At 72.4% G+C, this 25,498-nt stretch carries 22 protein-coding genes; 11 read left to right on the forward strand and 11 right to left on the reverse strand.

Features of this window, described 5'->3' with window-relative positions; all coding sequences use genetic code 11:
- The first annotated feature begins 11 nt into the window (after positions 1-11).
- From I6A60_RS11595 to I6A60_RS11605, 3 genes are read left to right on the forward strand one after another with little or no spacing between them, the layout of a single operon-like run.
- Positions 12-899, forward strand: a complete 888-nt coding sequence (locus tag I6A60_RS11595) for a DUF58 domain-containing protein (protein ID WP_203015585.1) — start codon at positions 12-14, stop codon at positions 897-899.
- Positions 896-1,897 (forward strand): VWA domain-containing protein, encoded by a 1,002-nt coding sequence (locus I6A60_RS11600; RefSeq protein WP_203015555.1) that lies wholly within the window; start codon positions 896-898, stop codon positions 1,895-1,897. Before I6A60_RS11595 ends, I6A60_RS11600 begins: the two co-directional genes overlap by 4 nt.
- Positions 1,897-3,015, forward strand: coding sequence for a VWA domain-containing protein (locus I6A60_RS11605; protein WP_203015553.1), 1,119 nt, complete (start codon positions 1,897-1,899; stop codon positions 3,013-3,015). The genes I6A60_RS11600 and I6A60_RS11605 overlap by 1 nt, the downstream gene beginning before the upstream one ends.
- A gap of 17 nt (positions 3,016-3,032) precedes the next feature.
- Here I6A60_RS11605 and I6A60_RS11610 read toward each other — a convergent pair whose 3' ends face one another.
- On the reverse strand, positions 3,033-3,683 hold the full coding sequence (locus I6A60_RS11610) for a DUF2461 domain-containing protein (RefSeq protein ID WP_203015550.1): 651 nt from the start codon (positions 3,681-3,683) through the stop codon (positions 3,033-3,035).
- Between the two features lie 418 nt (positions 3,684-4,101).
- Between I6A60_RS11610 and I6A60_RS11615 the strand changes: the two genes are divergently transcribed.
- Positions 4,102-4,356 carry a DUF2191 domain-containing protein gene (locus I6A60_RS11615; RefSeq protein WP_203015548.1) on the forward strand — a complete coding sequence of 85 codons (255 nt, stop codon included), beginning with the start codon at positions 4,102-4,104 and terminating at the stop codon, positions 4,354-4,356.
- Positions 4,357-4,396: 40 nt separating this feature from the next.
- Here the strand turns inward: I6A60_RS11615 and I6A60_RS11620 are convergent, their stop codons facing one another.
- The 9 genes from I6A60_RS11620 to I6A60_RS11660 all read right to left on the reverse strand — a co-directional run bounded on the left by I6A60_RS11620 (position 4,397) and on the right by I6A60_RS11660 (position 16,363).
- Positions 4,397-5,890 carry a rhamnulokinase family protein gene (locus tag I6A60_RS11620; protein WP_203015546.1) on the reverse strand — a complete coding sequence of 498 codons (1,494 nt, stop codon included), beginning with the start codon at positions 5,888-5,890 and terminating at the stop codon, positions 4,397-4,399.
- A 51-nt stretch (positions 5,891-5,941) separates the two neighbouring features.
- A complete protein-coding gene (locus I6A60_RS11625; RefSeq protein ID WP_203015544.1) occupies positions 5,942-8,008 on the reverse strand; it encodes a bifunctional aldolase/short-chain dehydrogenase in 2,067 nt (688 codons plus the stop codon).
- The gene (rhaI, locus tag I6A60_RS11630) at positions 8,005-9,171 is read right to left on the reverse strand and encodes an L-rhamnose isomerase (RefSeq protein WP_203015543.1); all 1,167 of its coding nucleotides are present in this window, start codon (positions 9,169-9,171) and stop codon (positions 8,005-8,007) included. The genes I6A60_RS11625 and rhaI overlap by 4 nt, the downstream gene beginning before the upstream one ends.
- Positions 9,172-9,239: 68 nt before the next feature.
- Positions 9,240-10,697 carry an L-fucose/L-arabinose isomerase family protein gene (locus tag I6A60_RS11635; RefSeq protein ID WP_203015542.1) on the reverse strand — a complete coding sequence of 486 codons (1,458 nt, stop codon included), beginning with the start codon at positions 10,695-10,697 and terminating at the stop codon, positions 9,240-9,242.
- Positions 10,698-10,928: 231 nt separating this feature from the next.
- Positions 10,929-11,279, reverse strand: coding sequence for an L-rhamnose mutarotase (locus I6A60_RS11640; RefSeq protein WP_203015541.1), 351 nt, complete (start codon positions 11,277-11,279; stop codon positions 10,929-10,931).
- 262 nt (positions 11,280-11,541) lie between these two features.
- Complete coding sequence (locus I6A60_RS11645; RefSeq protein WP_203015540.1) at positions 11,542-12,618, reverse strand: substrate-binding domain-containing protein; 1,077 nt, start codon at positions 12,616-12,618, stop codon at positions 11,542-11,544.
- Positions 12,619-12,706: 88 nt separating this feature from the next.
- Positions 12,707-13,747 (reverse strand): ABC transporter permease, encoded by a 1,041-nt coding sequence (locus I6A60_RS11650; RefSeq protein ID WP_203015539.1) that lies wholly within the window; start codon positions 13,745-13,747, stop codon positions 12,707-12,709.
- On the reverse strand, positions 13,737-14,786 hold the full coding sequence (locus tag I6A60_RS11655) for an ABC transporter permease (protein ID WP_203015538.1): 1,050 nt from the start codon (positions 14,784-14,786) through the stop codon (positions 13,737-13,739). The genes I6A60_RS11650 and I6A60_RS11655 overlap by 11 nt, the downstream gene beginning before the upstream one ends.
- A complete protein-coding gene (locus I6A60_RS11660; RefSeq protein ID WP_203015536.1) occupies positions 14,783-16,363 on the reverse strand; it encodes a sugar ABC transporter ATP-binding protein in 1,581 nt (526 codons plus the stop codon). The genes I6A60_RS11655 and I6A60_RS11660 overlap by 4 nt, the downstream gene beginning before the upstream one ends.
- A gap of 259 nt (positions 16,364-16,622) precedes the next feature.
- Between I6A60_RS11660 and I6A60_RS11665 the strand changes: the two genes are divergently transcribed.
- From I6A60_RS11665 to I6A60_RS11680, 4 genes are all read left to right on the forward strand, one after another.
- A complete protein-coding gene (locus I6A60_RS11665; RefSeq protein WP_203015534.1) occupies positions 16,623-17,636 on the forward strand; it encodes a LacI family DNA-binding transcriptional regulator in 1,014 nt (337 codons plus the stop codon).
- A 67-nt stretch (positions 17,637-17,703) separates the two neighbouring features.
- Positions 17,704-18,489, forward strand: a complete 786-nt coding sequence (locus I6A60_RS11670; RefSeq protein WP_203015530.1) for a (Fe-S)-binding protein — start codon at positions 17,704-17,706, stop codon at positions 18,487-18,489.
- The gene (locus I6A60_RS11675) at positions 18,486-19,955 is read left to right on the forward strand and encodes a lactate utilization protein B (protein ID WP_203015528.1); all 1,470 of its coding nucleotides are present in this window, start codon (positions 18,486-18,488) and stop codon (positions 19,953-19,955) included. Before I6A60_RS11670 ends, I6A60_RS11675 begins: the two co-directional genes overlap by 4 nt.
- A gap of 79 nt (positions 19,956-20,034) precedes the next feature.
- Positions 20,035-20,673: a lactate utilization protein C gene (locus tag I6A60_RS11680; RefSeq protein WP_203015526.1), complete on the forward strand. Its 639-nt coding sequence runs from the start codon at positions 20,035-20,037 to the stop codon at positions 20,671-20,673.
- A gap of 629 nt (positions 20,674-21,302) precedes the next feature.
- Here I6A60_RS11680 and I6A60_RS11685 read toward each other — a convergent pair.
- A complete protein-coding gene (locus I6A60_RS11685; RefSeq protein WP_041259508.1) occupies positions 21,303-21,524 on the reverse strand; it encodes a hypothetical protein in 222 nt (73 codons plus the stop codon).
- A gap of 231 nt (positions 21,525-21,755) precedes the next feature.
- Here I6A60_RS11685 and I6A60_RS11690 point away from each other — a divergent pair, with 231 nt between their 5' ends.
- From I6A60_RS11690 to I6A60_RS11700, 3 genes are all read left to right on the forward strand, one after another.
- Entirely contained in the window at positions 21,756-22,556 is an 801-nt protein-coding gene (locus tag I6A60_RS11690) for an SDR family NAD(P)-dependent oxidoreductase (protein ID WP_203015584.1), read from the forward strand.
- A gap of 50 nt (positions 22,557-22,606) precedes the next feature.
- The gene (locus I6A60_RS11695) at positions 22,607-24,559 is read left to right on the forward strand and encodes an NAD(P)/FAD-dependent oxidoreductase (RefSeq protein ID WP_203015524.1); all 1,953 of its coding nucleotides are present in this window, start codon (positions 22,607-22,609) and stop codon (positions 24,557-24,559) included.
- 175 nt (positions 24,560-24,734) lie between these two features.
- On the forward strand, positions 24,735-25,493 hold the full coding sequence (locus I6A60_RS11700; protein WP_203015583.1) for a class I SAM-dependent methyltransferase: 759 nt from the start codon (positions 24,735-24,737) through the stop codon (positions 25,491-25,493).
- The last annotated feature ends 5 nt before the right edge of the window (positions 25,494-25,498 follow it).

The raw sequence follows: 25,498 nt of genomic DNA on the forward strand, positions 1-25,498 counted from the left end.
GACCGGGCACGGTGACGACCGCGCCCGACCGGCTGCTGCTGCGCCTCGAGTGGAAGGTCATCCGCCGCCTCGACGGGCGGGTGCTCGGCGGCTACCGGACGGCCTACCGCGGCGCCGGCCTGGACTTCGCCGGTCTGCGCGGCTACCTGGAGGAGGACGACGCCCGCCACATCGACTGGAACGCGACCGCCCGGCTGGACGAGCCGCAGGTCCGTCAGTTCACCGAGGACCGTGAGCTGACGCTGTGGCTGGTGCTCGACCGGTCCGCGTCGATGACGGTCGGGCGGCCGGGCCAGGGCAAGCACGACGTGCTGGCCGAGCTCGCGCTGACCCTGGCGCGGCTGTTCGGCCGCGGGGGTAACCGGGTCGGCGCGCTGCTCTACGACGGCGCCACGACCCGGATCGTGCCGCCGGGCCTCGGGCGCGGTCATGTGCTGCGGATCGGCCACGAGCTCGACCGCACGGCGCAGGCACCGCCGGCCGGCGGCACGACCGACGTCGCCGCGATGCTGGGCGCCGTCGCGTCGCTGGCCCGGCGACGGTCGTTGATCATCGTGGTGTCCGACTTCCTCGGCGCCGGCGCGTGGGACCGGCCGCTGCTGCGGCTGGCGCACCGGCACGACGTCGTGGCGCTGCGCGTGGTGGACCCGGCCGACGACGACCTGCCCGAGGCGGGCCTGGTCCTCGTCGAGGACACGGAGACCGGGGAGCAGCTGATCGTCGACTCCAGCGACCCGCTGTTCCGGGCCCGGCTGCGGGCCGGGGTCGACGAGCGGGAGGCCGCCCTGGCCGCGGGCATGCGGCGCGCGGGCGTACCGCTGCACCGGGTCGAGACAGGCCGCGACCCGGTCGAGTCGCTGGTCGAGGTCGTCGCGAGCACCCGCTGGAGGCGTGGATGAGGCTCGCGTCCCCCTGGCTGCTGGTCCTCGGCCTGCTCGTCGTGGTCGCCCTGGCCGTCGGGGCCCGGGCGGCGGCGCGGCGACGCGAGGCGGCGCTCGCCGCGGCGGGCGTCGATGCCGCGCTGGGCCGGCGCGTGCCCCAGCTCGGGACCTGGCTGAGCCTCGCGGGCATCGCGGTTCTCGCGCTCGCCTGGGCGCAGCCCGCTGCCCGCGTGCCCGTCACCCGCGCCGCGGGCACGGTGATCGTCGCCGTGGACGTCTCGAACAGCATGGCCGCGACCGACGTCGCGCCGACCCGCCTGGGCGCGGCGCAGAAGGCCGCGACCGCGTTCGTCGACGCCCAGCCGTCGAGCGTCAACGTCGGGGTCGTCGCCTTCGAGAACGGTGCGCTCACCACCGACCTGCCCAGCGCCGACCACGCGGCGGCCGACGCGGCGATCGAGCGCCTGAAGGTCTCGGGCGGCACCTCGCTGTCGGCCGCGATCCTGACCTCGCTGTCCGCGATCACCGGGAAGACCGTCGCGCTGGGCCGGGACGGCGCGGTGCCGAACATCGGCTACTGGGGCTCGGCGACCATCGTGCTGTTCTCCGACGGCGAGGACGGCGGCGCGGAAGGCGCGGCCGGCGGCGGCAGTGGTGCAGGCGGCGGGGGCACCGGCGCGACCGAGGCCGCGGCCGACACCGCCGAGGCCGCCGGCGTGCACGTCGAGACGATCGGCGTCGGCACCACGGCCGGAGCGACCGTCGACGTCGGCGGCTACCGGCTGCACACCGCGCTGGACGAGGACACGTTGAAGGCCATCGCCCAGACGACCGGCGGCTCCTACCACCCGGCGTCGAGCGCGGCCACGCTGGACGGGATCGCCTCGACGATCAAGCTGCGGCTGACGACGCACCGCGAGGACCTGCCGCTGGCCGGGGCCTTCATCATGTTCGCGGTCCTGCTGCTGGCGGCCGGCGGGCTGGTCACCGTGATGCGCACGGGAAGGCTCGTCTGATGTCCCTGACCTGGCCGTGGGCGCTCTGCACGCTGCTCGCCCTGCCGCTGCTCGCGGCGTTCGCCTGGTGGTCCCGGCGACGGCGGCGGCGGGCGGCGGTCCGGGTCACGTCGATCGCGCTGGTCCGGGGCGCCCTGCCGGGCCGGCTGCGGTGGTACCGGCGCGTCCCGGCGGCGCTGCTCGCGCTCGGGCTGGTCGCGCTCAGCATCGGCGCGGCCCGCCCACAGGCGACCGTGCCGATCACGTCCAACTCGACGACGATCATGCTCGCCCTGGACGTGTCCGGTTCGATGTGCTCCACCGACGTGCCGCCCAACCGGATCACCGCCGCGGAGAAGGCCGCGACGGCCTTCATCAAGGCCCAGCCGGCGGGCTCCCGGATCGGGCTGGTCACGTTCTCCGGCATCGCGGGGCTGCTCGTTCCGCCGACGACCGACAGCCAGAAGCTGCTGGACGCCCTGCAGAACCTGACGACGTCGCGCGGCACCGCGATCGGGCAGGGCATCCTCACCTCGATCGACGCGATCGCGGACGCCGACCCGTCGGTCGCGTCGACCGGCTCGGCCGTCAGCGGGAACGGGACGGGCCCGTACGCGGCCGACGTCATCGTCGTGCTCACCGACGGCGCCAACACCCAGGGCGTGGACCCGCAGACCGCCGCGAAGCAGGCCGCCGCTCGCCGCCTGCGCGTCTACACGATCGGGTTCGGCACGACGACGCCGGCGCCGATGGTCTGCGGCAGCTCGCAGGTCGGGGGTCTCGGCGGGTTCGGTGGCTTCGGCGGGTTCGGCGGGGGTGGCCGGCTCGGTGACCGCAGCCCGCTGGTCATCGACGAACAGGCGCTGCGCGACGTCGCGGCCACCACCGGCGGCACGTACTACCGGGCGCAGAACGCGGGCCAGCTCCAGGACGCGCTTGGCACCCTGCCGCGGAACATCACCGTGACGCACAAGCACCAGGACATCGCCGCCTGGTTCGCCGGCATCGGTGGGCTGCTCGTCGCCGCGGCGGTCGGTCTCTCGCTGTGGTGGAACCGGGTCCGGCGCCCGCCGGGCGCCGCCGGGTCGCCTGGGCCGCCGGCCAGGGACGAGGGACGAGCGCTCCAGGTGGGCCGCTGATCCAGTGCCGGCCAGCGTCAGCGGCGGCGGGACTCCGGGAGGCGGCTGGGGCCGACGTGATCGTCCAGCCAGGCGGTCAGGCGGCGCATGTCCCGCCACGCCGTGGCCACCTGCTCCACACACTCTGGCTCGGCCAGCCACGCCGGCTCGCCGAACTCACGATGAGCGGTCAGCGTCTTGTGCCGGAGCAGCTCGATCCGCGGATGGTCGGCGTCGTAGCCGCGCGGCCGGGTCTTGAGCACGGTGCCCGACACCTCGTACCCGGCCCCACGCAACTGTTCGACGACTGCTTCCAGCCCCGGTCCGAGCAGGTCGTCGGCGATGGCCGCCCGCAGCCGTTCGACCTGGTCGGGCGCGGTTCGCCAGTAGCCGGAGGCGGCCATCAGCCCGTTCGCCGAGACCTGGACATAGCCGCCACGATCGCAGTGCGCGCCGATCGCCGTCTTGTACGGAGACTTGTCCTTGGAGAACCGCACGTCCCGGTGGGGCCGAAACACGTGCGGCTCGCCGAACTCCGGCTCCAGGGCGTCGAGCAGGGCGAGCATCGGACCCCGGACCGCAGCCTCGTAGACCTCCCGGTGATCGGTCCAGTAGGCCTTGCTGTTGTCCGCCTCGAGCCCGTCGAAGAAGACCAGCGCCTCGGCGGGAAACCCGCTGAACTCCGACATCAGACTCCTCGACGAGTTGCCGCCACCCACAGCAATCCTAGGACCGCCCACCGACAACCCACGGCGCCACCAAGGCCATCGCAGGCCTGAATCGACCCCTCCCACAAGCCCGCCGGCGCCAGCCCGTTGGCATGATCGTCAGCGCCGACGCGACCAGTTCATGATCGGGTCGATTTGGGGTAGCCCTGGCTACCCCAAATCCCCCCGATCATGAACTGCCTGGCTGCTGCCGGCGACCTGGGCACGCCCGGACCGGCACATAGGGCCGACGCCGTGATCAAACCCGCGCCACGACCGACAAACCCTGCCAGGTTCGGTACTAGTCGACACCTCGACCGCTGCACGTAATGTTGACCTGGATACTGCTGGGTCCGTCAGCCGACGCATGACTTTTGACGATCAGTACGGGAGGTGAAATGTGGTCAGCCATAGGAAGACGGCCGTTGACCTGCCCGACGCGCTCCTGCGCGAGGCGCACGACGTCGCCCGGGCCGAGGGCACAACGCTGCGGGCTCTCCTCGAGGAGGGCCTGCGAGCCGTGCTCGCTCGGCGCCGCTCGGCCACACGGTTCGAGCTCCCCGACGCATCGGTAGCGGGCAACGGCCTACGACCCGGGTTCCGCGCCGTCGGCTGGGAGCATCTGCGGGCCGCTAGCTACAGCGATCGCACGTGATCGCGGTCGACACGAACATTCTGGGGGAAACGGCGACCGATCAGGGGTGCTCTGCTGTCGGGCATTCGTGGTCGGCGCGGTCCCAGGCCGGGGAGGGGGTCGGGGTGTAGCGGACCGGCGGGGCGGCGCGGGCGATCAGCGTGCGGCTGGCGGCGAGGGAGTCCTCGACGGCGCCCAACGCGCGAGCCTGCGTCAGGACGGTCCCCCAGGACGCGGCCTCGGTCGGGCCGGCCAGGACGGGCAGCTCGCAGGCGTCCGCGACGAGCTGGCAGAACAGGGTGTTCGCGACCCCGCCGCCGACGAGGTGCAGGACCCGGACCGGCCGGCCCGACAGTTCGGCCGCGGTCCGCACCGCGCGGCGGACGGCCAGGGCCAGGCTGTCGAGGACGCAGCGCGCGACCTCGGCCCGGCTGTCGAGCGCGACCCCGCTGACCCGCGCCGCCGCCGCGCGAACGCGGGCCGGCATGTCCCCGGGCGGGGCGAACTCCGGGTCCTGGACGTCGATCACCACTCGAAGCCCGGGGACGTCAGCCGCCGCCGCGACCAGGCCCGGCAGATCCACGTCGTCGCCGGCCTCCCGCCAGTGCCGCACGCACTCCTGTAGCAGCCAGAACCCGGTGACGTTGCGCAGGAAGCGGGTGGTCCCGTCGACGCCGAGCTCGTTGGTGAAGTTCGCCGCACGGCTCGCCGGTGTGATCACCGGCTTCGGCAGCTCCACCCCGACGAGCGCCCAGGTCCCCGTGCAGACGAAGGCGAAGTCGTCTCCGTCCGCCGGGATGCCGGCGACCGCCGCGGCCGTGTCGTGGGACGGCGCGAGCACGACCTGGGGCCGCTGGGCCAGGCCGAGGTCGGCACGCACGAGGCCGAGCGGCGTCCCAGGTGCCGCCAGCGGCGGGAACAGGTCCACCGGGACGCCGAGCCGGCCGGCCAGGTCCGTCGACCAGTCGGCCGTGCGCGGGTCGAGCAGCTGCGTCGTCGACGCGTTCGTCAGCTCGGTGCGCAGCTCGCCGGTCAGCCAGTACGTCATCAGGTCCGGGATGAGCAGGGCGTGGCGGGCGGCGGCGCTCTGCGCGGTGTCGCGCCGGGCCAGCAGCTGGAACAGCGTGTTGAACGGCTGCAGCTGGGTGCCCGTCGCGGCGTAGAGCTCGTCGGGGCTCAGCTCGCCCAGTACGGCGGCGACCGCCGACGAGGTGCCGGCGTCGCGGTAGCTGACCGGGTTGCCGAGCAGCTCGCCGTCCGCGTCGAGCAGGCCGTAGTCGACAGCCCAGCCGTCCACGCCGACGCTGTCGAGGCCGGCCCTTTCGAGTCCGACGCCGTCGAGGTCGGCGGTCAGGCCGATCCCCCGGCGCAGGCCCTCGACCAGGCCGGCGAACAGCGCGAGCACGTCCCAGCGCAGCCGGCCGCCGGCACGGACCGGCGCGTTGGGGAAGCGGTGCACCTCCCGCAGGTCCGCGCCGGCCGGGCCGATCCGGGCGACGGAGACCCGGCCGCTGGACGCGCCCAGGTCGACCGCCGCGATCGCCGCCTGCCTCATCGCGATGCCTCGTTCATCGCGCGGCCCTGCTCATCCCTGGAAGGCCACGGCTCATCGCAGGAAGGCCGCGGCCACGCCCGAGTCGACCGGGAGGTGGACGCCCGTCGTGCGGGTCAGGTCGCCGCCGACGAGGGCGAAGACCGCCGCGGCGACGTGCTCGGGCAGCACCTCGCGGCCCAGCAGCGTGCGCTTGGCGTAGAAGGCACCCAGCTCGGACTCGTCGACGCCGTACACCGCGGCGCGCTTCGCGCCCCAGCCGCCGGCGAAGATGCCCGAGCCACGGACCACGCCATCGGGGTTGATCCCGTTGACTCGGATCCCGTGTTTGCCCAGTTCGGCGGCGAGCAGCCGCACCTGATGGGCCTGGTCGGCCTTGGCCGAACCGTAGGCGACGTTGTCGGGACCGGCGAAGACGCTGTTCTTGCTGGCGATGTAGACGAGGTCGCCGCCGAGGCCCTGCTCGACCATCAGCCGGGCCGCCTCGCGGGCGACGAGGAAGCTGCCCTTGGCCATGACGTCGTGCTGCAGGTCCCAGTCGCGTTCGGACGTCTCCAGCAGCGGCTTCGAGATCGACAGGCCGGCGTTGTTGACGACGAGGTCGACGCCGCCGAACGCCAGCGCGGCCTCGGCGAACGCGGCCGCGACCGCGCCGGGCACCGAGACGTCCGCGCTGACCCCGACGGCCCGGTCGGGGCCGCCGAGCTCAGCGGCGACGGCGGCCGCCTTGTCGAGGTCCAGGTCTGCGACGACGACGCAGGCGCCCTCGGCCGCGAGCCGCAGCGCGATCGCGCGCCCGATGCCGCTCGCGGCGCCGGTGACCAGGGCGACCCGGGTGGCCAGCGGCTTCGGCGCCGGCATCCGGCGCAGCTTCGCCTCCTCCAGCGCCCAGTACTCGATGCGGAACTTCTCCGCCTCGTCGATCGGGGCGTACGTCGAGACGGCCTCCGCGCCGCGCATCACGTTGATGGCGTTGACGTAGAACTCGCCGGCGACGCGGGCGGTCTGCTTGTCGCGGCCGAAGCTGAACATGCCGACGCCGGGGACCAGGACGATCGCCGGGTCGGCGCCGCGCAGCGCCGGCGAGTCCGGGGTCGCGTGGCGCTCGTAGTAGGCCCGGTACTCGTCCCGGTAGGCGGTGTGGAGCTCGCGCAGCCGGGCGGTGACCTCGTCCAGCGGCGCGGTCGGTGGCAGGTCCAGGACCAGCGGGCGGACCTTGGTGCGCAGGAAGTGGTCGGGGCAGGACGTCCCCAGCGCGGCGAGGCGTGGGTGCTCGGCCCCGGCGAGGAAGTCCAGGACGACGTCCGCGTCGGTGAAGTGGCCGACCTGCGGGTTGTCCGTCGACGCCAGGCCGCGCACCAGCGGGGCGAGCGCGGCGGCGCGGGCGCGGCGCTCGCCAGCCGGCAGCGGCGCGAAGGCGGGCAGCGGCGGACCGAACGGCTCGGCCTTGCCGCGTTCGGCCAGGAACGCCTCGGCGGTCCGGATGATCTCCAGGGAATGCGCCTCGCAGGACTCACTGGTGTCGCCCCAGGCGGTGATCCCGTGGCCGCCGAGGATGCAGCCGATCGCCTGCGGGTAGGTCTCCTTGACCGCGGCGATGTCCAGCCCGAGCTGGAAGCCGGGCCGCCGCCACGGCACCCAGACGACGCGGTTGCCGAAGCACTCCTTCGTCAGTGCCTCACCGTCGGCCGCGGTCGCCAGCGCGATCCCGGAGTCCGGGTGCAGGTGGTCGACGTGGCTGGCCTCGACCAGGCCGTGCATGGCGGTGTCGATCGACGGCGCGGCTCCGCCGAGGCCGTGGCGGCAGAAATCGAACGCGGCCACCATCTCGTCCTCGTGCTCGACGCCCCGGTAGACGCCGGGCAGGGCCCGCAGCCGGTCGAGGCGCAGCACGGCGAGGCCGGCCTCGGTGAGGGTGCCGAGGTCGCCGCCGGAGCCCTTGACCCACAGCACGTCGATCGGCTGGTCGGTCACCGGGTCGGTCAGCGCGCCCTTGGCGGAGGTGTTGCCGCCGGCGTAGTTGGTGTTGCGGGGGTCGGAGCCGAGCCGGTGCGAGCGCTCGACCAGCTCGGCTGGCGTGTTGGCGGCTGGAGTCGCGGCGGCTGGAGTCTCGGAGTTCATGCGCCCCACCCGGCCTGCTGGCCGCCGGTCCGGTCGGCGACGATCCGCTCGGCGTAGCCGGAGCGGGTGTAGGCGCCCATCGGATCGGGATCGAGTCCTTGTGACTGCCGCAGCTCGGCGAGCAGCGGCCGGACGTCGGTGTTGTACGCGTCCATCAGGACGGCGTTCGCGCCGAGGATGTCACCGGCGCGCTGCGCGGCGGCCAGCGCGTCGACGTCGACCAGCAGGGCCTTCGCCGTCGCCTCCTGGACGTTCATCACCGAGCGGATCTGCCCGGGGATCTTGGGCTCGATGTTGTGGCACTGGTCGAGCATGAAGGTGATCTCCGAGCTTTCGGCCAGGCCGCCGACGGCGGTCACCTCGAACAGGATGCGGAACAGCTGGAACGGGTCGGCCGCGCCGACGATGAGGTCGTCGTCGGCGTAGAAGCGCGAGTTGAAGTCGAACGCCCCGAGCTTCCCGGCCCGCTGCAGCACGGCGACGATGAACTCGATGTTCGTGCCCGGCGCGTGGTGGCCGGTGTCGACGCAGACCTTGGCCCGCTCACCGAGGGTGAGGCAGTGCGCGTAGGCGGTGCCCCAGTCCGGCACGTCCATCGTGTAGAAGGCCGGCTCGAACAGCTTGTACTCCAGGATCAGCCGCTGCTCGGCGCCGAGCCGGGCGTAGACGGCGGCGAGCGCCTCGGCGAGCCGGTCCTGCCGGGCCCGGATGTCGTCCTGGCCGGGGTAGTTGGTGCCGTCGGAGAACCAGAGCTTCAGGTCGCGCGAGCCGGTCTGGTCCATCACGTCGACGCAGGCCAGCAGGTGGTCGAGGGCCTTGCGGCGCACCCGGGGGTCCGGGTTGGTGACGCTGCCGAGCTTGTAGTCGTCGTCCTGGAAGACGTTCGCGTTGACGGTCCCGAGCCGGATGCCCGCGTCGGTGGCGGCCTGGCCGAGCTTGGTCCAGTCGTCGACGGAGTCCCACGGGATGTGCAGGGCGATGCTCGGCGCGACGCCGGTGAAGGCGTGCACCCGGCCGGCGTCGGCGACCTTCTCGAACGGGTCGCGCGGGACGCCCTGCTGGGCGAAGACCTTGAACCGGGTCCCCGAGTTGCCGAAAGCCCAGGACGGCAGCTCGATCCGCTGCTGCGCCAGGGCCGTCGTGACGGCCTGTCGATCGACCATTGCGGACCTGCTCTCCAAACTGTGAAGTGACGTGTGACGCGGACCTGGCAGGGTGGGGCTGTGCTGGTCTAGCCCGGTCCCACCTCCACGACGCCGATCCCGAGCAGGTCCGCGGCCGCCCGCAGCCGGGCGCCGAGATGCCCGACGCACAGCGCCCAGTGGTGCGAGATCCCGGTCGCGCTCCAGGCGTCGGTCCACTCCCCCGGGTCCTGGCCGAAGTCGACTCGGGACGTCGTGTTGCCGATCTGGAGCAGCGGGCCGGGCACGGTCCGGCCCTCGGAGATGACGAACCGCAGCTCGCCGCCCGGCAGCTGGGCCAGGCCGAGCAGGGTGACCGGGCCGTGCCGGACGTCGAACTCGACCGAGACGCCCCAGCCGCGCTTGCCGTGGTAGGTGCCCAGACCGCGCAGCACGGGCCGGCTCTCGCTGACCGCCAGGTGGGCCGGGCCGTCGTGGCCCATCTCGACCACGCCGGCCTCGAAGTCGAGCGCCTGCAGCTCGGTGAACGAACCGCCGCCGCCGAGCCGGTCGGCGACGAGCATCGCGATCGAGGTTCGCAGCTCGTACTCGCCGGTCGCGGGGACGCCCCGGGCGGTCAGCAGCGACGCCCCGAGGATCATCCCGGCGCCGAGCCGCTCGTGCTGCTCGCCGTCGAGGCCCCGGTGGTAGTAGGCCAGGCTGTCGAGCTCGAAGTCCTCGACGAGCCGGTCGAGCCCGACGGAGACGCGGGCGGCCCACTGGAAGTCGTCGTCGACCACGCTCTGGTCGATCTCGAAGATCTCCCGGGCCAGCGCCATCCGTTCGCCGACCTCGGCGTCCGTCACGCCCGCGACCCTGACCCGCAGGTCGTCGAACTCCAGGACCTCGATGTGGCCGCCGAGCTTGCCGGACAGCAGCGCCAGGTCGGTGGAGACGTCGAGCATCCCCGGGTAGAGGTGGCCCATCAGCCCGTGGCGCCCGTGCCGCAGCGCCCCGCGCACGCCCGCGGCCTCGACCCAGCGGCCGATCTTCGCCCAGGCCCGCTCGTCGTCCAGGTAGCCGGAGACCGAGCGGAACGGGACCCCGGCGCGGGCGAAGGCGTTCGCCATCTCGGGCAGCGGGCAGGCGCCGCAGTAGGCCAGCCACTGGCCGGTGTCGAAGGTGGCGTGGTCCATCTTCGCCGTCGGCTGCAGGTTGATCAGCAGCACCGGGGCGCCGGCCCGCTGCGCGATCGGCACCAGCATCGAGGCCGTCATGTAGGTGGTGAGGAAGCCGACGATCAGGTCGCAGCCGGCGGCGCGCAGCTGCTCGGCGGCGCGCGCGCCATCGGTGGCGTCGGAGATGAAGCCGACGTCGACGACCTCGCAGTCCATCCCGCGCATCCGCGCCCCGACCCGCTCGGCGGACCGGCGCAGTGTCGGCAGCAGGTCCGGGAACTGCGGCCAGTAGGCCCCCAGGCCGCCCGCGACGAGGCCGACCAGAGGACGCCGGCCCCGAACCCGGTCCAGCTCGGGCGTCGACGTGAGGAACGCGCCCGCTGTCGTCATCGAAGTCTCCGTTCCGCTGAGGCCGGGTGGCCGTTCCCTGTCGATCCGGATCTCGCCGTCGCGGCGGCCACCACCTCCGGGCCTTGATCGGCGTTTTGGCCCTCTGGTGGTCGCGTCCGAGGTCCGATCACAGCCACGCGAGGGCCGAAACGGCGATCACAGGCACCGAGGTGGTGGTGTGCACCGGGGAGGTGGTGTGCGGCTGGCCTGCGGGGATCCATGGGATGCGCCTTAGCGCGGTGGGCTTGTGGCCGTGAGCTGGTCGTTCAGGTTGAAGATCTCGTCGAGGAGCTCGAAGCCCTCGTCCGGGCGCTGACCGTCCAGCCCGACGAAGAACCGGCCCATCTCGGCCTGCCACCGGGCGTTGACGGCGGTGGCGGCCATCGCGGCCTGCGCGGTCGCCAGGTCCTCGGCCTCGACGTAGCCGACGACCAGGCCATCCGGACGGGCGAACAGGGAGTAGTTGCCCCAGCCGGCGTCGGCGAGCGCGCGCAGCATCTCCGGCCAGACGGCCGCGTGCCACGCCCGGTACTCATCGAGCAGTTCCGGGCGGACGGTCAGCAGAAAGCAGTACCGGTTCACGGCTGGACCTGCTTCATTTACGCCTCTCCCTGTTCGGGCCAGTCCCGGTCCGACGCGGCAACCATTCCCGGGCCGAGGCGGCAAGGGGAAAAGGTTCGGCCGCCGCCCGCTGGATGGTCCGGTGGGTGCCCGTCTTCCCGGGACAGGCACCCACCGGAGGTCAGGCGGGATTTCCGCGATCGCGACCGGCCGTGTTCAGGACCGGGCCACACTCAGAATCCGGCCACACTCAGAATCAGCCGCGATCAGAATTCGACCGGGCTCAGAACTTGAACTGGTCGATGTTGGTCGAGTCGAACACCGTGGGCGGGCCGAGCACGACCGACGGGCCGTTGCTCCCGCTGCCGGCGAGCACCTTGTACGAGCCGAGCGTGCCGGCCGTGAAGGACGATCCCGCGTCGAGCGTCGCCGTGCCCGAGGCGAGCGAGGCGGCGGCGTAGCCGGCCAGGTAGCCGAGGTTCGACGGGTTCCACAGCTCGAACTGCTTGACCGTGCCGTCCTTGACGTAGGAGCGCATCTCCGACGGCAGCCCGAGACCGGTCAGGGTGACCTTGGACGCCACGTCCTTGTGGGTCGAGAGGTACTGCGCCGCGGTCGAGATGCCGACCGTGGTCGGCGAGATGATGCCCTTGAGGTCCGGGTAGGCCGAGAGCAGGCCCTGCAGCACCGTCAGCGAGGTCGCCGGGTCGTCGTTGCCGTAGACCGTGGAGACCAGCTTCATGTTCGGGTACTTGGCGAGCTGCTGCTTCATGTAGCCGATCCACGCGTTCTGGTTCGTCGCGCTGGCGGCGGCCGAGAGGATCGCGATCTGGCCGGTGCTGTTGATCTCCTTGGCGAGCAGGTCGACCTCGGACGTGCCGATGGTCTGGGTGTCCGCCTGGTTGATGAACAGGTGCGCCGGGCTGCTGCCGCAGCTGATGTCCGAGTCGAACGCGATAATCTTGATCTTGGCGGCCGCCGCCTGGTTCAGCGACGGGCACAGCGCGGACGGGTCGTTGCCGGCGATGACGATCGCGTCGGCGTGCGCCTGGATCGCCGCCTGGATCGACGGGATCTGCGCGGCCGCGGTGTCGGAGGTGCCGCTGCTGACGACGACCTTCCCGCCGAGCTCGGACAGCGCCTTCTGGCCGCCCTGGTCGGCGAGCACCTCGTACGGGTTCTGGGTGTCCTTCGGGATGAAGTAGACCGTGAGGCCCTTCTTGATCCCGCCGGCCGACGAGCCGTTCGAGGTGGCAGCGGTACCGCCCGAGGACGACCCACAGGCCGCTAACACCGTTCCGAGCGTCGCCACCGTGATGGCGACGGTCGTTCTCCTTCGTGCCGACGAGATTTTGAGCATGGTGGACGTCCCTTTCAGTGATGAGCTACCGGCGCAGGCCCGCGCCGTGAGGAAGGAGGAAGAAGGAAGGACTGGGGAGCCGGGTGGCCTACGCCCGGGGTCTTGTGCGGTGGGTGATCCGGCCGGCGATCCGGGACAGGTTCGGCACGACGACGCTGGCCAGCAGCAGGAGGCCGACGACGATCTTCTGGACCTCGGGCTGGACCCCCATCTGGGTGAGGGCCTGCAGCAGGGCGCCGAAGGTGACGGCCGACAGCACGACCCCGAGCACGGTGCCCTTGCCGCCGAAGATCGACACTCCGCCGAACAGGACGACGGCGACGACGTCCAGCTCGAGCCCGGTGCCGGCGTCGTAGCTGGCCGAGGAGTTCTTCAGCGTGAACAGGATGCCGGCGAGGGCACACACCAGCCCGGACAGGACGTAGAGGCCGAAGGTGATCTGGTTGACCCGGACGCCGGAGAACCGGGCCGCCTCGGGCTGGGTGCCGATCGCGACGATGCGCCGGCCCAGCGGCGTCGCGTGCAGCACAACGCCCGTGAGGATCGCGAGCGCCAGGAAGATCGCCGCCGAGTAGGAGATCTCGGTGCCTGGGATCGGGACGACGCCTATCTTCGTCAGCGAGATCGGGAACCCGGTGATGATCCTGGGCGCCAGGACGATCTCGGCGATGCCGCGGAACAGGGTCAGCGTCCCGATCGTCACCGCGATCGACGGCAGCCCGACGACCGCGATGAGGAAGCCGTTCAGGGCCCCGCCGAGCGCGCCCACCAGCAGCGCGATCGCCATCGCGAGCCAGATCGAGAGACCGGCGTGGAACAGGTCACCGGTGACCGTGCCGGCGAGGCCCAGCATCGACGCGACCGACAGGTCGATGTTGCCGGTCATGATGATGAGCAGGAGCGGGAGCGCCATGATGGCGACCTCGCCCTCGTTCGTCCCGATGAAGAAGAAGTTCGAGCCGTTCAGGAAGCTCGACGAGTGCGCCGTCCCCATCGCGAAGACGCCGATCAGCAGGACGACCAGCGCGCTTTCCCACCGCAGCGCCTCGCGCCACAGCGGGCGGGAGCCGGACTCGCCGGCCGGCCGCGTCGGCGCGGCCTCGGGCCGGATGGCGGTATCAGACGTCACGTCGAGCTCCCTCGGCCGAGCGCAGGCTTCGCGCGACCCGCAGGCTCAGCCAGCGGTCGAAGGCGATCGCGGCCAGCAGCAGGGCGCCGGCGATCGCCTGGTTCCAGAACGGCGAGACCTTCGTGGCGACCAGCGCCTGGTTGATGGTGTTGAGCAGCAGCGCCCCGAGCGCCGCGCCGACGACCGTCCCGCTGCCGCCGAAGATGGCGACCCCGCCGACGACGACCGCGGCGACGACGGTCAGCTCGTAGCCGTTACCACCCGTCACGTCGATCTGGGCGTGCTGGGCCAGGAAGAGCGCACCGCCGAGGCCCGCGAGACCGCCGCTGACCAGGAACGCCGTGAAGACCCGCTTCCCGGCCGGAATGCCCGCGAGCGCCGCCGCCTCCGGGTTGGAGCCGATCGCGTAAAGGTCCCGGCTCGACCGGAACGACCGCATCAGGTAACCGGCGACCGCCACGACGACGATCACGATGATCGCCAGCCACGGAACGCCGAGGACGGACTCGTACCCGACCTTCTGGTACGCCTTCGGGATCGCGGCCGGGTTGATGGTCTTGCCGTTGACGATCACGCCGTCGACGCCGCGGACGATGTAGAGCATCGCCAGCGTGACCACCAGGCTCGGTACCCGCGTCGTCGTCGTGACCAGGCCGTTCACGGCGCCGACCAGCGCTCCGACGGCGATGCCGAGCACGAACCCCAGCACCACCGGGAACCCCGGATGGTGCTTGAAGACCGACCCGACGATGTACGCCGAGAGGCCGACGACGGAGCCGACCGACAGGTCGACGTTCCGGGTGATGATCACCAAGGTCTCGCCGACGCCCAGCAGGGCGATCAGGGCGGCGCCGGTCAGCAGCTGCTGGACGCTGTTGCCGCTGGCGAAATGGTGGTTCTTGATCGTGGTCCCGACGAACACCAGCACGATCACCAGCGCGATGCCCAGCTCACGGGCCCGCAGCAGCGACGAGCCCCGGGCGAAGGTGGGCCTGGGCGGGGTCGGCGCGGAAGTCTCGGGCGCGGTCAGCGTGGTCATGCCGCGGCTCCCGCTCCGGCGGTGGCGACCGTGCCGGTGGCCGCGCGCATGACCGACGCCTCGTCAGCCTCGGCCCGGCTCAGCTCTGCGGTCAGCCGGCCCTCGTGCAGGACCAGCACCCGGTCGGCCATCCCGAGCACCTCGGGCAGGTCGGAGGAGATCATCAGCACGGCCATCCCGCCCGCGACCAGCTCGTCGAGGATGCGGTGCACCTCGGCCTTCGTCCCGACGTCGATGCCCCGGGTCGGCTCGTCAATGATCAGCAGCCTGGGCTCCCGGGCCAGCCACTTGCCCAGCACGACCTTCTGCTGGTTGCCGCCGGACAGCGTCGACACGGGGTCGCGCAGGTCGCCGGACTTCAGCCGCAGCCGCTCGCCCCAGGTACGCGCCAGCGCCCGTTCGTCCGAGCGCCGCACCAGCCCGAACCGGCGCAGCCCCGCGAGTGAGGCGAGGGCGACGTTGTGGTCGATGCCGAGCTCCATCACGAGGCCCTGCTGGCGGCGGTCCTCCGGCACCAGCGCGACGCCGGCGGCCATCGCGGCCTGCGGTGAGCCGTTCGGTAACGCGCGGCCGTCGACGCGCACGGTTCCGCCGGTGCGCCGGTCGATCCCGAAGATTGCCCGGGCGACCTCGCTGCGGCCGGCCCCGACCAGGCCCGCCAGCGCGACAATCTCACCGCGGCGCACCGTCAGGAAGATGTCGTCGAACACCCCGACGCTGCTGAGGTGCTCGACCTCCAGCACGACGTCGCCCGGGGTCGTGTCGGACTTCGGGAAGAGGCTGTCGAGGTCGCGGCCGACCATCGAGCGGATGATGTCGTCGACGGTCAGGTCCTCGATCGGGTCCGTCCGCACGAACGCGCCGTCCCGCATCACGGTGACGCGTTGGCAGCTCGCGAAGACCTCCTGGAGGCGGTGCGAGACGAACAGCACCGCCGCGCCCTGCGAACGCAGCGTGCGCATGACCTCGAACAGCCGCTCGACCTCGACGTTCGTCAGCGCGGCGGTCGGCTCGTCCATCACCAGGACGGTGGCGTTGCGCGACAGCGCCTTGGCGATCTCGACGATCTGCTGGTCTGCGACGGACAGCCCGCGAGCGAGGCGCTGCGGGTCGAGGCGGACACCCAGGCGGGCGAAGACCTCGGCCGCTGCCCGGTTCATGGCGCCCCGGTCGATCACGCGGCCCCGGCCGAGCTGCTGGCGGCCCATGAAGATGTTCTCGGCGACCGACAGGTCGGGGAAGAGCGTCGGCTCCTGGTAGATGATCGAGATGCCGGCCGCCCGGGAGGCGTTCGGGCCGTTGAAGGTGACGGGTTCTCCGCCGACGACGAGGGTTCCGCCGTCCGCCTGGTGCACGCCGGCGAGGATCTTGATGAGGGTCGACTTGCCGGCACCGTTCTCGCCGAGCAGCGCGTGCGCCTCGCCCGGGTAAAGCGTGATCGAGCCGTTGACCAGGGCCTTCACTGGGCCGAAGTGCTTGGTCGCCCCCTGCAGTACGAGGGCCGGGGTCGCCCCCTCATGTGACAGGGCCGGGGTCGTCGCCGGGTCCCCCGCGGTCTTTCCCAATCGATCGGACATCGACGGCTGGCCCCTCCTCGTCGACTCAGTGAAACCTTTCACGTTCGGAGTGCCCAGAAGCTAACCGGACGGCCGCAACAGGGTCAAGGGGCAAGTTGCCGGATCGTTACGACATGCCGCCCGTGGCACAACTACCGAGATCTGGGAGCGTTGGCCCAGCTCGGTGGCGTAACGTCGCGGTCGGTCACACGCTTCCGACGGCGACAACCGGACGCTAGCGGTTGATACGGTTCAAATCGGTCTTCGCGGAGGGAGGGACATGGCCGACTCGGTCAGCGTCGTCGATGTCGCCCGGCGCGCCGGGGTGTCCGTCGGGACCGTCTCGAACGTCCTCAACCGCCCGGACCGGGTCTCCCCGGCGACCCGCGACCGCGTGCTCGCCGCCATCGAGGAGCTCGGGTTCGTCCGCAACGAGGCGGCCCGCCAGCTGCGGGCCGGCCGGAGCCGGACGATCGGGCTGATCGTGCTGGACGTACGCAACCCCTTCTTCACGGACCTCGCCGCCGGCGTCGAGGCCGCCGCGGCGGGCGAGGGCCTGTCCGTGATCCTCTGCGACTCCGGCGACGACCCACGCCGCGAGGAACGCTACCTGAGCCTGCTCCAGGAGCAGCGCGCCTACGGGATCATGATCACGCCGGTCTCGGAGGACCGCGGCCGCATCGAGGAGATCCGCCAGCACGGCACGCCCGTCGTGCTCGTCGACCGCGCCTCCCACGGCGGCCAGTGCTCGGTCTCCGTCAACGACCTGGTCGGCGGGGAGCTGGCCGCCGCGCACCTGCTGGGGCTTGGGCACCGCCGGATCGCCTTCATCGGCGGCCCGCTCACCATCCGGCAGGTGGCCGACCGGCTCGCCGGGGCGCGCCTCGCGGTGACGAAGGCGGGCCTGGTCGGCGAGACACTGACGCTGGTCGAGACCGCCGCGCTCAACGTCGACGCCGGCCGGCAGGCGGGCGCGCGGGTCGCGGAGCTCCCGGCGGGCGCCCGGCCGACCGCGGTGTTCTGCGCCAACGACCTGATCGCCCTGGGCGTGCTGCAGGAGATGACCCGCCGGCGCCTCAAGGTCCCCGAGGATCTCGCCATCGTCGGCTACGACAACATCGACTTCGCCGCGGCCGCCGCCGTCCCGCTGACCTCGGTGGCGCAGCCGCGGGCCCAGCTGGGCCAGACCGCGGCCGAGCTGCTCATCGACGAGGTGTCGGCGCACCGCACCCACCGCCACCGCCAGGTCGTCTTCGAACCGGACCTGGTCGTACGAGAATCCACCCAGCCCTGACCCGGCCGGGCGCCGGATCCCTGAACCGGCCGGGCGCCGAATCGTTGTCGCTGACGCGGGAGGGCCCGTGAAGATAGCGCTGTTCGTGAGCTGCCTGGTCGACGGGCTGTATCCCCAGGTCGGCCAGGCCACCGTGCGGCTGCTGCGCCGCCTGGGCCATGACGTCGAGGTGCCGTCGTCGCAGACCTGCTGCGGGCAGATGCACGTCAACACCGGCTACCCCCGCGAGGCGCTGCCGCTGGTGCGCAACCATGTCGACACCTTCGCCGGGTACGACGCGGTCGTGGTGCCGAGTGGTTCGTGCACCGGCGCGATCCGCCACCAGCACGCCGACGTCGCCCGCCAGTTCGGCGACGAGGCGCTCGCCGAGCGGGCCGAGCGGGTCGCGGAACATACGTACGAGCTGTCGGAGCTGCTGGTCGACGTGCTCGGGGTGACCGACGTCGGCGCGTCGTTCCCGCACCGGGTCACCTACCACCCGACGTGCCACTCGTTGCGCCTGCTCGGCGTCGGCGACCGGCCGCTGCGGCTGCTGCGGGCGGTGCGCGGCCTCGACCTGGTCGAGCTGCCGGCGGCCGAGCAGTGCTGCGGCTTCGGCGGGACGTTCGCGCTGAAGAACCCGGACGTCTCGACGGCGATGCTCGCCGACAAGATGGCCGGCATCCTGACGACCCGGGCGGAGGTCGCCACGGCCGGCGACGCGTCCTGCCTGATGCACATCGGCGGCGGCCTGTCCCGGCTGCGCAGCGGCGTCCGGACCCTGCACCTCGCGGAGATCCTCGCCTCGACCGAGCAGGACGCGCCGGCCACGACGGCGGGCACAGCGGCGGCCACGACGGGAGCCCGGTCATGACGTTTCTCGGGCTGCCGACCGCGCCGGCCGGCGTCGGGCACCTCACGGGCACCCAGACCTTTCCGGCGGCGGCGCGGACGGCGGTCGCGGACACCCAGCTGCGGCGCAACCTCGGCAACGCCACCTCGACGATCCGGGCCAAACGGGCGTCGGTGGTCGCCGAGCTGCCCGACTGGGCCGAGCTGCGCGCCGCCGGTGCCGCGATCAAGGACGACGTGCTCGCCCACCTGGACCGCTATCTGCTGCAGCTGGAGGAGCGGGTCACCGCGGCCGGCGGGCAGGTGCACTGGGCCCGCGACGCCGTCGAGGCGAACCGCATCGTCACCGAGCTGGTCGTGGCCACCGGCGTCGACGAGGTCGTCAAGGTCAAGTCGATGGCGACGCAGGAAATCGGCCTGAACGAGGCGCTGGCCGCGGCCGGGATCGCCGCGATCGAGACCGACCTCGCCGAGCTGATCGTCCAGCTCAGCGACGACCGGCCCAGCCACATCCTGGTGCCGGCGATCCACCGCAACCGGGCCGAGATCCGCGAGATCTTCCTGCGCGACATGCCGGGCGTCGACCGGGCGCTGACCGACGACCCGGCGGCGCTGGCGGCGGCGGCCCGCGCGCACCTGCGGCACAAGCTGCTCACGGCGAGCGTCGCAGTCAGCGGCGCGAACTTCGCCGTCGCCGAGACCGGAACCCTCGCGGTCGTCGAGTCCGAGGGCAACGGCCGGATGTGCCTGACCGTCCCGCGCACGCTCATCACCGTCATGGGCATCGAGAAGGTCGTCCCGACCTGGCGTGACCTGGAGGTCTTCCTCCAGCTGCTGCCCCGCTCCTCGACCGGCGAGCGGATGAACCCGTACACGTCGATGTGGACCGGGGCGACCGAGGGGCAGCAGTTCCACCTCGTGCTGCTCGACAACGGCCGGACGGCCACGCTGGCCGACCCGCGGGGCCGGGCGGCGCTGCGCTGCATCCGCTGCTCGGCGTGCCTGAACGTCTGCCCGGTCTACGAGCGGGCCGGCGGCCACGCCTACGGGTCGGTGTACCCGGGGCCGATCGGCGCTGTGCTGTCGCCGCAGCTCACCGGCCTGGGCGGTGGCGGCGAGTCCGGCGGGATCAACGCGAGCCTGCCCTACGCGTCGACGTTGTGCGGCGCCTGCCTCGACGCGTGCCCGGTCGCGATCGACATCCCGTCGATGCTGGTCCACCTGCGGGCCCGGGCCGTCGACGCCAAGCGGGAGGCCCACCGGCTCCCGTCGGCGGAACGCGCGGCGATGACCGCCGCCGCTTGGATGATGAGCGACCCGGCTCGCTGGACCCGGGCGCTGCGCGCCGGCCGCCTCGGCCGCCTGCTGCGCGGCCGCCGCGCGCTGCCGCCACCGCTGTCGGCCTGGGCCGGCGCCCGCGACGTCCCCCAGCCCCCAGCGGAGACGTTCCGGGACTGGTGGGCCCGCGAGGGGAACACGACCCCATGAGCGCGGGGGCCCGCCCGAGCGGCTCTCGGGTGGCCGCGACGGCGGCCGTCAAAAGAAGTCGAAACGAACGGGAGAACCCGTGACGTCTGCCCGAGACGAGGTGCTGGCTCGCATCCGGTCGGCGCTGTCCGACGACACCCCGGCCGAGCCGATCCCGCGCGGCTACCGGCCGGGCCGGGCCGACTCGACCGGCGACCTCGACCTGTTCGCGCGGCGGGTGGTCGACTACCACGCGACGGTGACCTTCGTGGCGCCCGACGAGCTGCCCGAGGGGATCGCCGCGCGGCTCGACGAGAACCGCGTCGGCCGGCTGGCCGTGCCGGACGGCCTCCCGGCCGGCTGGACCGCCGAGCTGCGCGCGACGGTTCTCACCGACACGCCGCCGCTGTCCGTCACCGACCTCGATGCCGCCGACGGCACCCTGACGACCTGTGCGGTCGCGGTCGCCGAGACCGGCACCATCGTCCTGGACGCCGGGGCAGGGCAGGGCCGGCGCGCGTTGACGCTGATCCCGGACTACCACCTCGTCGTGGTGCGGGCCGACCAGATCGTCGCGACGGTCCCGGACGCCGTGGCGCTGCTCGCCGTGGCCGGGCCGGCCCGGCCGCTCACCTGGATCAGCGGTCCCAGCGCCACCAGCGACATCGAGCTGAACCGAGTCGAGGGAGTGCACGGCCCGCGAACGCTCGACGTGCTGGTCGTCCGCGCCGTCGCGTAGCTCAGGCGCGCGACAGGATCTCTGTTTTGGCCCCCGCGTGGCTGTAACCGCGGCGTTTTTGTGACCATCTGAGGGCCGAAACGGCGATCAAGCCAGCGGTCGGACCTCGCCGGACCCGGCGCTAGCCGGCGGTAGGTGTGCGGGCGGTCAGGCCGGGCTGCGGGCGGTCAGGCCGGGCGCTGGGGTGACCGCGCGGGTGTCGCGCCGCGGCGACGGGTCGTGGGCCGACGGCAGGCGACCGGCGGCAGGCGGTCGCGGCGGCCGGACGGCCGCGCACGACGCGATCGCTTCCTAGGCGCGGCGGGGCCGTGGGCGACGGCGAACGGGGGCTGGCCGGGCCGGGCTGTCCGCGGCGGGCCGGCGGAAGCTGGTGGGCTCGGTCTCCGCGGCCGCGGCGTCGCTGCCCTCGGGGTCAGGGGGCCCGAAGTCGGGCGCCTGGAAGAGGTCGACCGACGGACGCGGCGCCTCCCGCCTGGGCGAGGAGCGCGCCGGTTCCGACGCGGAGAACAGGGGGTTAGGCGATGTGGCGATGAGAGGTCTCGCTTCTGGGGTGGGATGTCGCCTGGATCGACGGCGCGGCACACCGGCGGCGGAGCCAGGCTCCGCCGCGGATCCGGCGCTCGGTGCCGTCAGAGATGCGACATCTTGCTGAACGGGCTCGGGATGCGTTCCTGCTGCGACCCGAAATCGACCAGTACGGCGATGTCCTGCTCGACCCCGATGACCTGGCCGAGACCGTACGTGTCGTGGATGACGCGGTCACCGATGGCGAAGCGATCGCACGGCGGAATGACCGGATCCTTGAAGGGACTGGTGGGCAGACGGCGCTTGGGTACCGCTGACTTGGTCATTGGCTCCAGTATGCGCCTACCGGGGGTGACGCCGCGCCGGTAGGCGCCGAAGAGCCGCCGATCCGAGGCCCTCAGCGGAGGTTCCGCGTCTTAGTAAGCGCTCACTTGCCAGCTCGTGGTTCGCGGGCTACCGTCGCCCAGGTCCGGCCGAGTCGGGTGCGAGGAGCGCGATGAGCGAGCGTCGAGGCAGGGTCGAGGCAGGGTCGAGGCAGGGTCGAGGGCAAGGTCGCGATCGTCACCGGTGCCGGTTCGACGCCAGGGCCCGGGATGGCCACCGGTCGGGCCTGCGCCATCGTCCTGGCCCGCGAGGGCGCCCGGGTCCTGCTGGCCGACGTCGACGGCGCGCGGGCCGAGGAGACCCGGGAGATCATCGAGGGCGAGGGCGGCCAGGCCGTCGTCTTCGCCGGCGACATGACGAAGGCCGCGGACTGCGCGGCCATGGTCGCCGCCGCCGTCGACGCCTTCGGGACGCTGGACATCCTGGTGAACAACATCGGCGTCTCGATCGCCGGCAACGTCGTCGACACCGACGAGGCCGACTGGGACCGGGTGCTCGACCTCAGCCTGAAGACGATGTTCCTCGCCAGCAAGAACGCCGTACCGGTGATGGCGGCCAAGGGCGCCGGGGCGATCGTGAACATCGGGTCGATCGCGGGATCGCGGGGCGGGAACTACGTCGGCTACGCGGCGGCCAAGGGCGGGGTGAACGCGCTCACCGTCGACATGGCCTTCTCGCACGGACGCCAGGGGATTCGGGTCAACGCCGTCGCCCCCGGCCATATCACCACTCCCCTGCTGTTCTCCGTCCTCGGCGTCACCCCGGAGGCCGACTACCGCCAGCGGCTCGCCGCCGCGGCCAACCTGCTGGGCACCGCCGGTGACGGCTGGGACGTCGGGTGGGCCGCCACCTTCCTGGCCAGCGACGAGGCCCGCTGGATAACCGGCGCGGTCCTCCCGGTCGACGGCGGGGTGATGGCCGTGACGCCGCTGATGATGGCGGCCGGCCTGCGGGCCGAGCAGCCGCCCGCCTGAACCTTTCTCGCCGCCCGCGCCCACCCGTTCAGCCGAAAGCGAGCACGCCCATGAGCACCGGACCGGAATCGCCCGACGCGGAGTTACTGGCGGCCACCGACGAGCAGATCGACGACGCCGTCCAGTACGCCGATCCGATGGCGCTGCGCGGCCTGCTTTACCAGCTCACCGGCGACGAGTCCGTCGCGACCACGAAGGTCGAACCGGTCCCGGGCTATGTCGGGGGAAACCTCTCGTTCGGGCTGACCGACCCCGCGGACATCGCGTTCCTCCGAGCCCGGGCCGCGCGTTTCCTGAAGGAACGCCGGGACAGCGGCGCGCAGCCGATCGGACCCGGGCCGGCGGAACGGCTGCCGCGCAGCCTGGCCCTCGCGGGAGGTATGGCCGAACTGCCCGCCGCCGACGTCGAGCTGTGGGTGGAGGAACTGTCGCTCGACCCCTGGGCGCGCGGCCTGACGTGGGAGCGGCCGCCGGAGCCCGACCGGCTCGGCGAGTTCTCGGTCGTCATCATCGGCGGCGGGATGGGCGGCCTGAACGTGGCTGCCCAGCTCAAGCACGCCGGCCTCGCGTTCACGCTGCTGGAGAAGAACTCCGGCGTGGGCGGAACGTGGTACGAGAACCGCTATCCCGGCGCACGGGTCGACTCGCCGAGCCGCGCCTACACCCACATTCTCGGCGTCGAGTTCGACACGCCGTCGCCGTGGTGCTCCCAGGCCGAGAACGAGAAGTACTTCAACTGGTTCACCGATCGGTTCGGCCTGCGTGAGCACATCGAGTTCGACACCGAGGTCACGACGGCGACCTGGGACGAGAGCGGCGCGGTCTGGGAGGTCGTGGCGGACGGCCCCGGTGGGCGCCGGGTGCTGCGCGCCGACGTGGTCGTCAGCGCCGTCGGCCTGCTGTCGCGCCCGAGCCTGCCTCGGATCACCGGGATGGACACCTTCGCGGGCCGGTCCTTCCACACCGCGCGCTGGCCCCAGGACTTCGACCCGGACGGCCAGCGGGTCGCCGTGATCGGCACCGGGTGCTCCGGAGTCCAGATGGTCCCGGAGCTCGCGAACCTCGCCGGGCACGTGACCGTCTTCCAGCGGACCCCGCAGTGGCTGTTCGAGCACGACGGCTACCGGTCGCCGTTTCCGGACCAGGTCCACTGGCTGGACCGGAACTTTCCCTACCATCCGCACTTCATGCGGTTTCGGACCAACTGGCTGCTCGGCCCCTACCTGTCCGGGCCGCTGCGGGAGATCGACCCGGACTTCGTCGACCCGTTCGCGCGCAGCGCCGTCAACAAGCAGATCCGCGACGAGCGCGTCGCGTTCATCGGCAGGAAGCTGGCGAGCCGGCCGGAGCTGGTCGAGAAGATGATCCCGCCGCACCCGCCGTTCTCGACCCGGCCCGTCCAGGTCGACTCGCGGTACAACATGTACGACGCGATCATGCGCGACGACGTCACCCTGGTGACCGACGGAATCGACCGGATAACGCCGGCCGGGGTCCGCACCGTGGACGGCGCCGACCATGAGGTCGACGCGATCGTCTACGCGACGGGGTTCAAGGCGAACGAGTGCCTGTGGCCCATGGAGGTGCTCGGCCGAGACGGACGGTCCGTCCACGACCTGTGGGCCAAGGACGGCCCGCGTGCCTACCTCGGCGCGATGCTGCCCGGCTTCCCCAACTTCTTCCTCATCTACGGGCCGAACATGAACCCGTACGGCGGCCTCGGGGTCGTCAACCACCAGGAGATGGTCACCCGTTTCCTGCTGGACTGCGTCAAGGAGGTGCTGCTCACCGGGAAACGGTCCGTCGAGGTCACCGAGGCGGCGTACTGGGACTACAACGACCAGCTCGACGAGCGCGAGAAGTACAAGATCTACAAGGACGAACGGGCGAACAGCTACTACCGCAACGAGCACGGACGATCAGTGACGAACTGCCCGTTCCCCGGCAACGAGATGTGGCACCGCCTGCGCCACCCGAACTTCGACGAGGTCCTCGTCCGCTGACGGCCGGCCGCACCCCCGACCGGCCGACGAGCGACCCGTTTTCCCAGAACGGGCGCGGGCGCCGAACGCCTGGGCGATACTGAAGATCGTCACAGTTCGCCACTTTTCTTCCGGGGGCTGGGTGAGCGGGTCGACAGGCCGGTCAGGCTCGACGTATCGGGCACCCCTGACCGGTCTGGAGTCGGCCCGAGCCGGTCCCACCCCGGCGAGCGGAACCGGCCGGCCACCGCGGCGGCGGCGCAACGACCCCGCCCAGTACGACGACCTCGCCGACCAGTGGTGGCCCACCCACGGCCAGTTCGCGGCCCTGCACTGGCTGGCCGAGGCCCGGGCGCGGCTCATCCCGCCGCCCCCGCGTGCGGGCGCCCCGCTGCTCGACCTGGCCTGCGGCGCCGGTCTGCTCGCGCCGGTGCTGACCGGGGAGCTCGCGGGCTGGCGGCACGTAGGCGTCGATCTCTCGTCGGCAGCGCTGCGCCAGGCCCGCGAGCACGGCGTCACGACGGTCCGGGCGGACGTCACCCAGCTGCCCTTCCGGGACGGGCAGTTCTCCTGTGTCGTGGCCGGCGAGCTTTTCGAGCATCTGGAGGACCTCGACGCGGCCTGCGCGGCGATCGCGCGGGTCCTCACGCCGGGCGGGACCGTCGTGATCGACACGCTCGCGGACACGCTGTTCTGCCGGATCGCCCTGGTTCGCATCGCCGAGCGGCTGCCGGGCGGTCCGCCGCCGCGCCTGCACGACCCCCGGCTGCTGGTCTCGCCCGACCGGCTGGGCGCGGCGCTGAAGCGGTCCGGCATCGACCTGCGCGTCATCGGCGGGCTTCGCCCCTCCTTTCGTGACTACCCCCGTTGGTTGGCGCGTCGCGCCGACTCGGTCCGGATGGTCCCCATCCGTTCGACCGCGGGCGTCTACCAGGCCGTCGGAACCCGGTCGTGACGAGA

Origin of the sequence: Frankia sp. AgB1.9 (genome assembly GCF_016786355.1) — a bacterium.
Lineage (GTDB): Bacteria > Actinomycetota > Actinomycetes > Frankiales > Frankiaceae > Pseudofrankia.

What these genes read in the sequence shown, in the direction of transcription:
- I6A60_RS11600 (WP_203015555.1), top strand. Translation starts at nt 896, where the DNA reads ATGAGGCTCGCGTCCCCCTGGCTGCTGGTCCTCGGCCTGCTCGTCGTG.
- I6A60_RS11605 (WP_203015553.1), top strand. Translation starts at nt 1,897, where the DNA reads ATGTCCCTGACCTGGCCGTGGGCGCTCTGCACGCTGCTCGCCCTGCCG.
- I6A60_RS11610 (WP_203015550.1), bottom strand. Translation starts at nt 3,683, where the DNA reads ATGTCGGAGTTCAGCGGGTTTCCCGCCGAGGCGCTGGTCTTCTTCGAC.
- I6A60_RS11620 (WP_203015546.1), bottom strand. Translation starts at nt 5,890, where the DNA reads ATGAGGCAGGCGGCGATCGCGGCGGTCGACCTGGGCGCGTCCAGCGGC.
- I6A60_RS11625 (WP_203015544.1), bottom strand. Translation starts at nt 8,008, where the DNA reads ATGAACTCCGAGACTCCAGCCGCCGCGACTCCAGCCGCCAACACGCCA.
- rhaI (WP_203015543.1), bottom strand. Translation starts at nt 9,171, where the DNA reads ATGGTCGATCGACAGGCCGTCACGACGGCCCTGGCGCAGCAGCGGATC.
- I6A60_RS11635 (WP_203015542.1), bottom strand. Translation starts at nt 10,697, where the DNA reads ATGACGACAGCGGGCGCGTTCCTCACGTCGACGCCCGAGCTGGACCGG.
- I6A60_RS11645 (WP_203015540.1), bottom strand. Translation starts at nt 12,618, where the DNA reads ATGCTCAAAATCTCGTCGGCACGAAGGAGAACGACCGTCGCCATCACG.
- I6A60_RS11655 (WP_203015538.1), bottom strand. Translation starts at nt 14,786, where the DNA reads ATGACCACGCTGACCGCGCCCGAGACTTCCGCGCCGACCCCGCCCAGG.
- I6A60_RS11660 (WP_203015536.1), bottom strand. Translation starts at nt 16,363, where the DNA reads ATGTCCGATCGATTGGGAAAGACCGCGGGGGACCCGGCGACGACCCCG.
- I6A60_RS11665 (WP_203015534.1), top strand. Translation starts at nt 16,623, where the DNA reads ATGGCCGACTCGGTCAGCGTCGTCGATGTCGCCCGGCGCGCCGGGGTG.
- I6A60_RS11675 (WP_203015528.1), top strand. Translation starts at nt 18,486, where the DNA reads ATGACGTTTCTCGGGCTGCCGACCGCGCCGGCCGGCGTCGGGCACCTC.
- I6A60_RS11685 (WP_041259508.1), bottom strand. Translation starts at nt 21,524, where the DNA reads ATGACCAAGTCAGCGGTACCCAAGCGCCGTCTGCCCACCAGTCCCTTC.
- I6A60_RS11695 (WP_203015524.1), top strand. Translation starts at nt 22,607, where the DNA reads ATGAGCACCGGACCGGAATCGCCCGACGCGGAGTTACTGGCGGCCACC.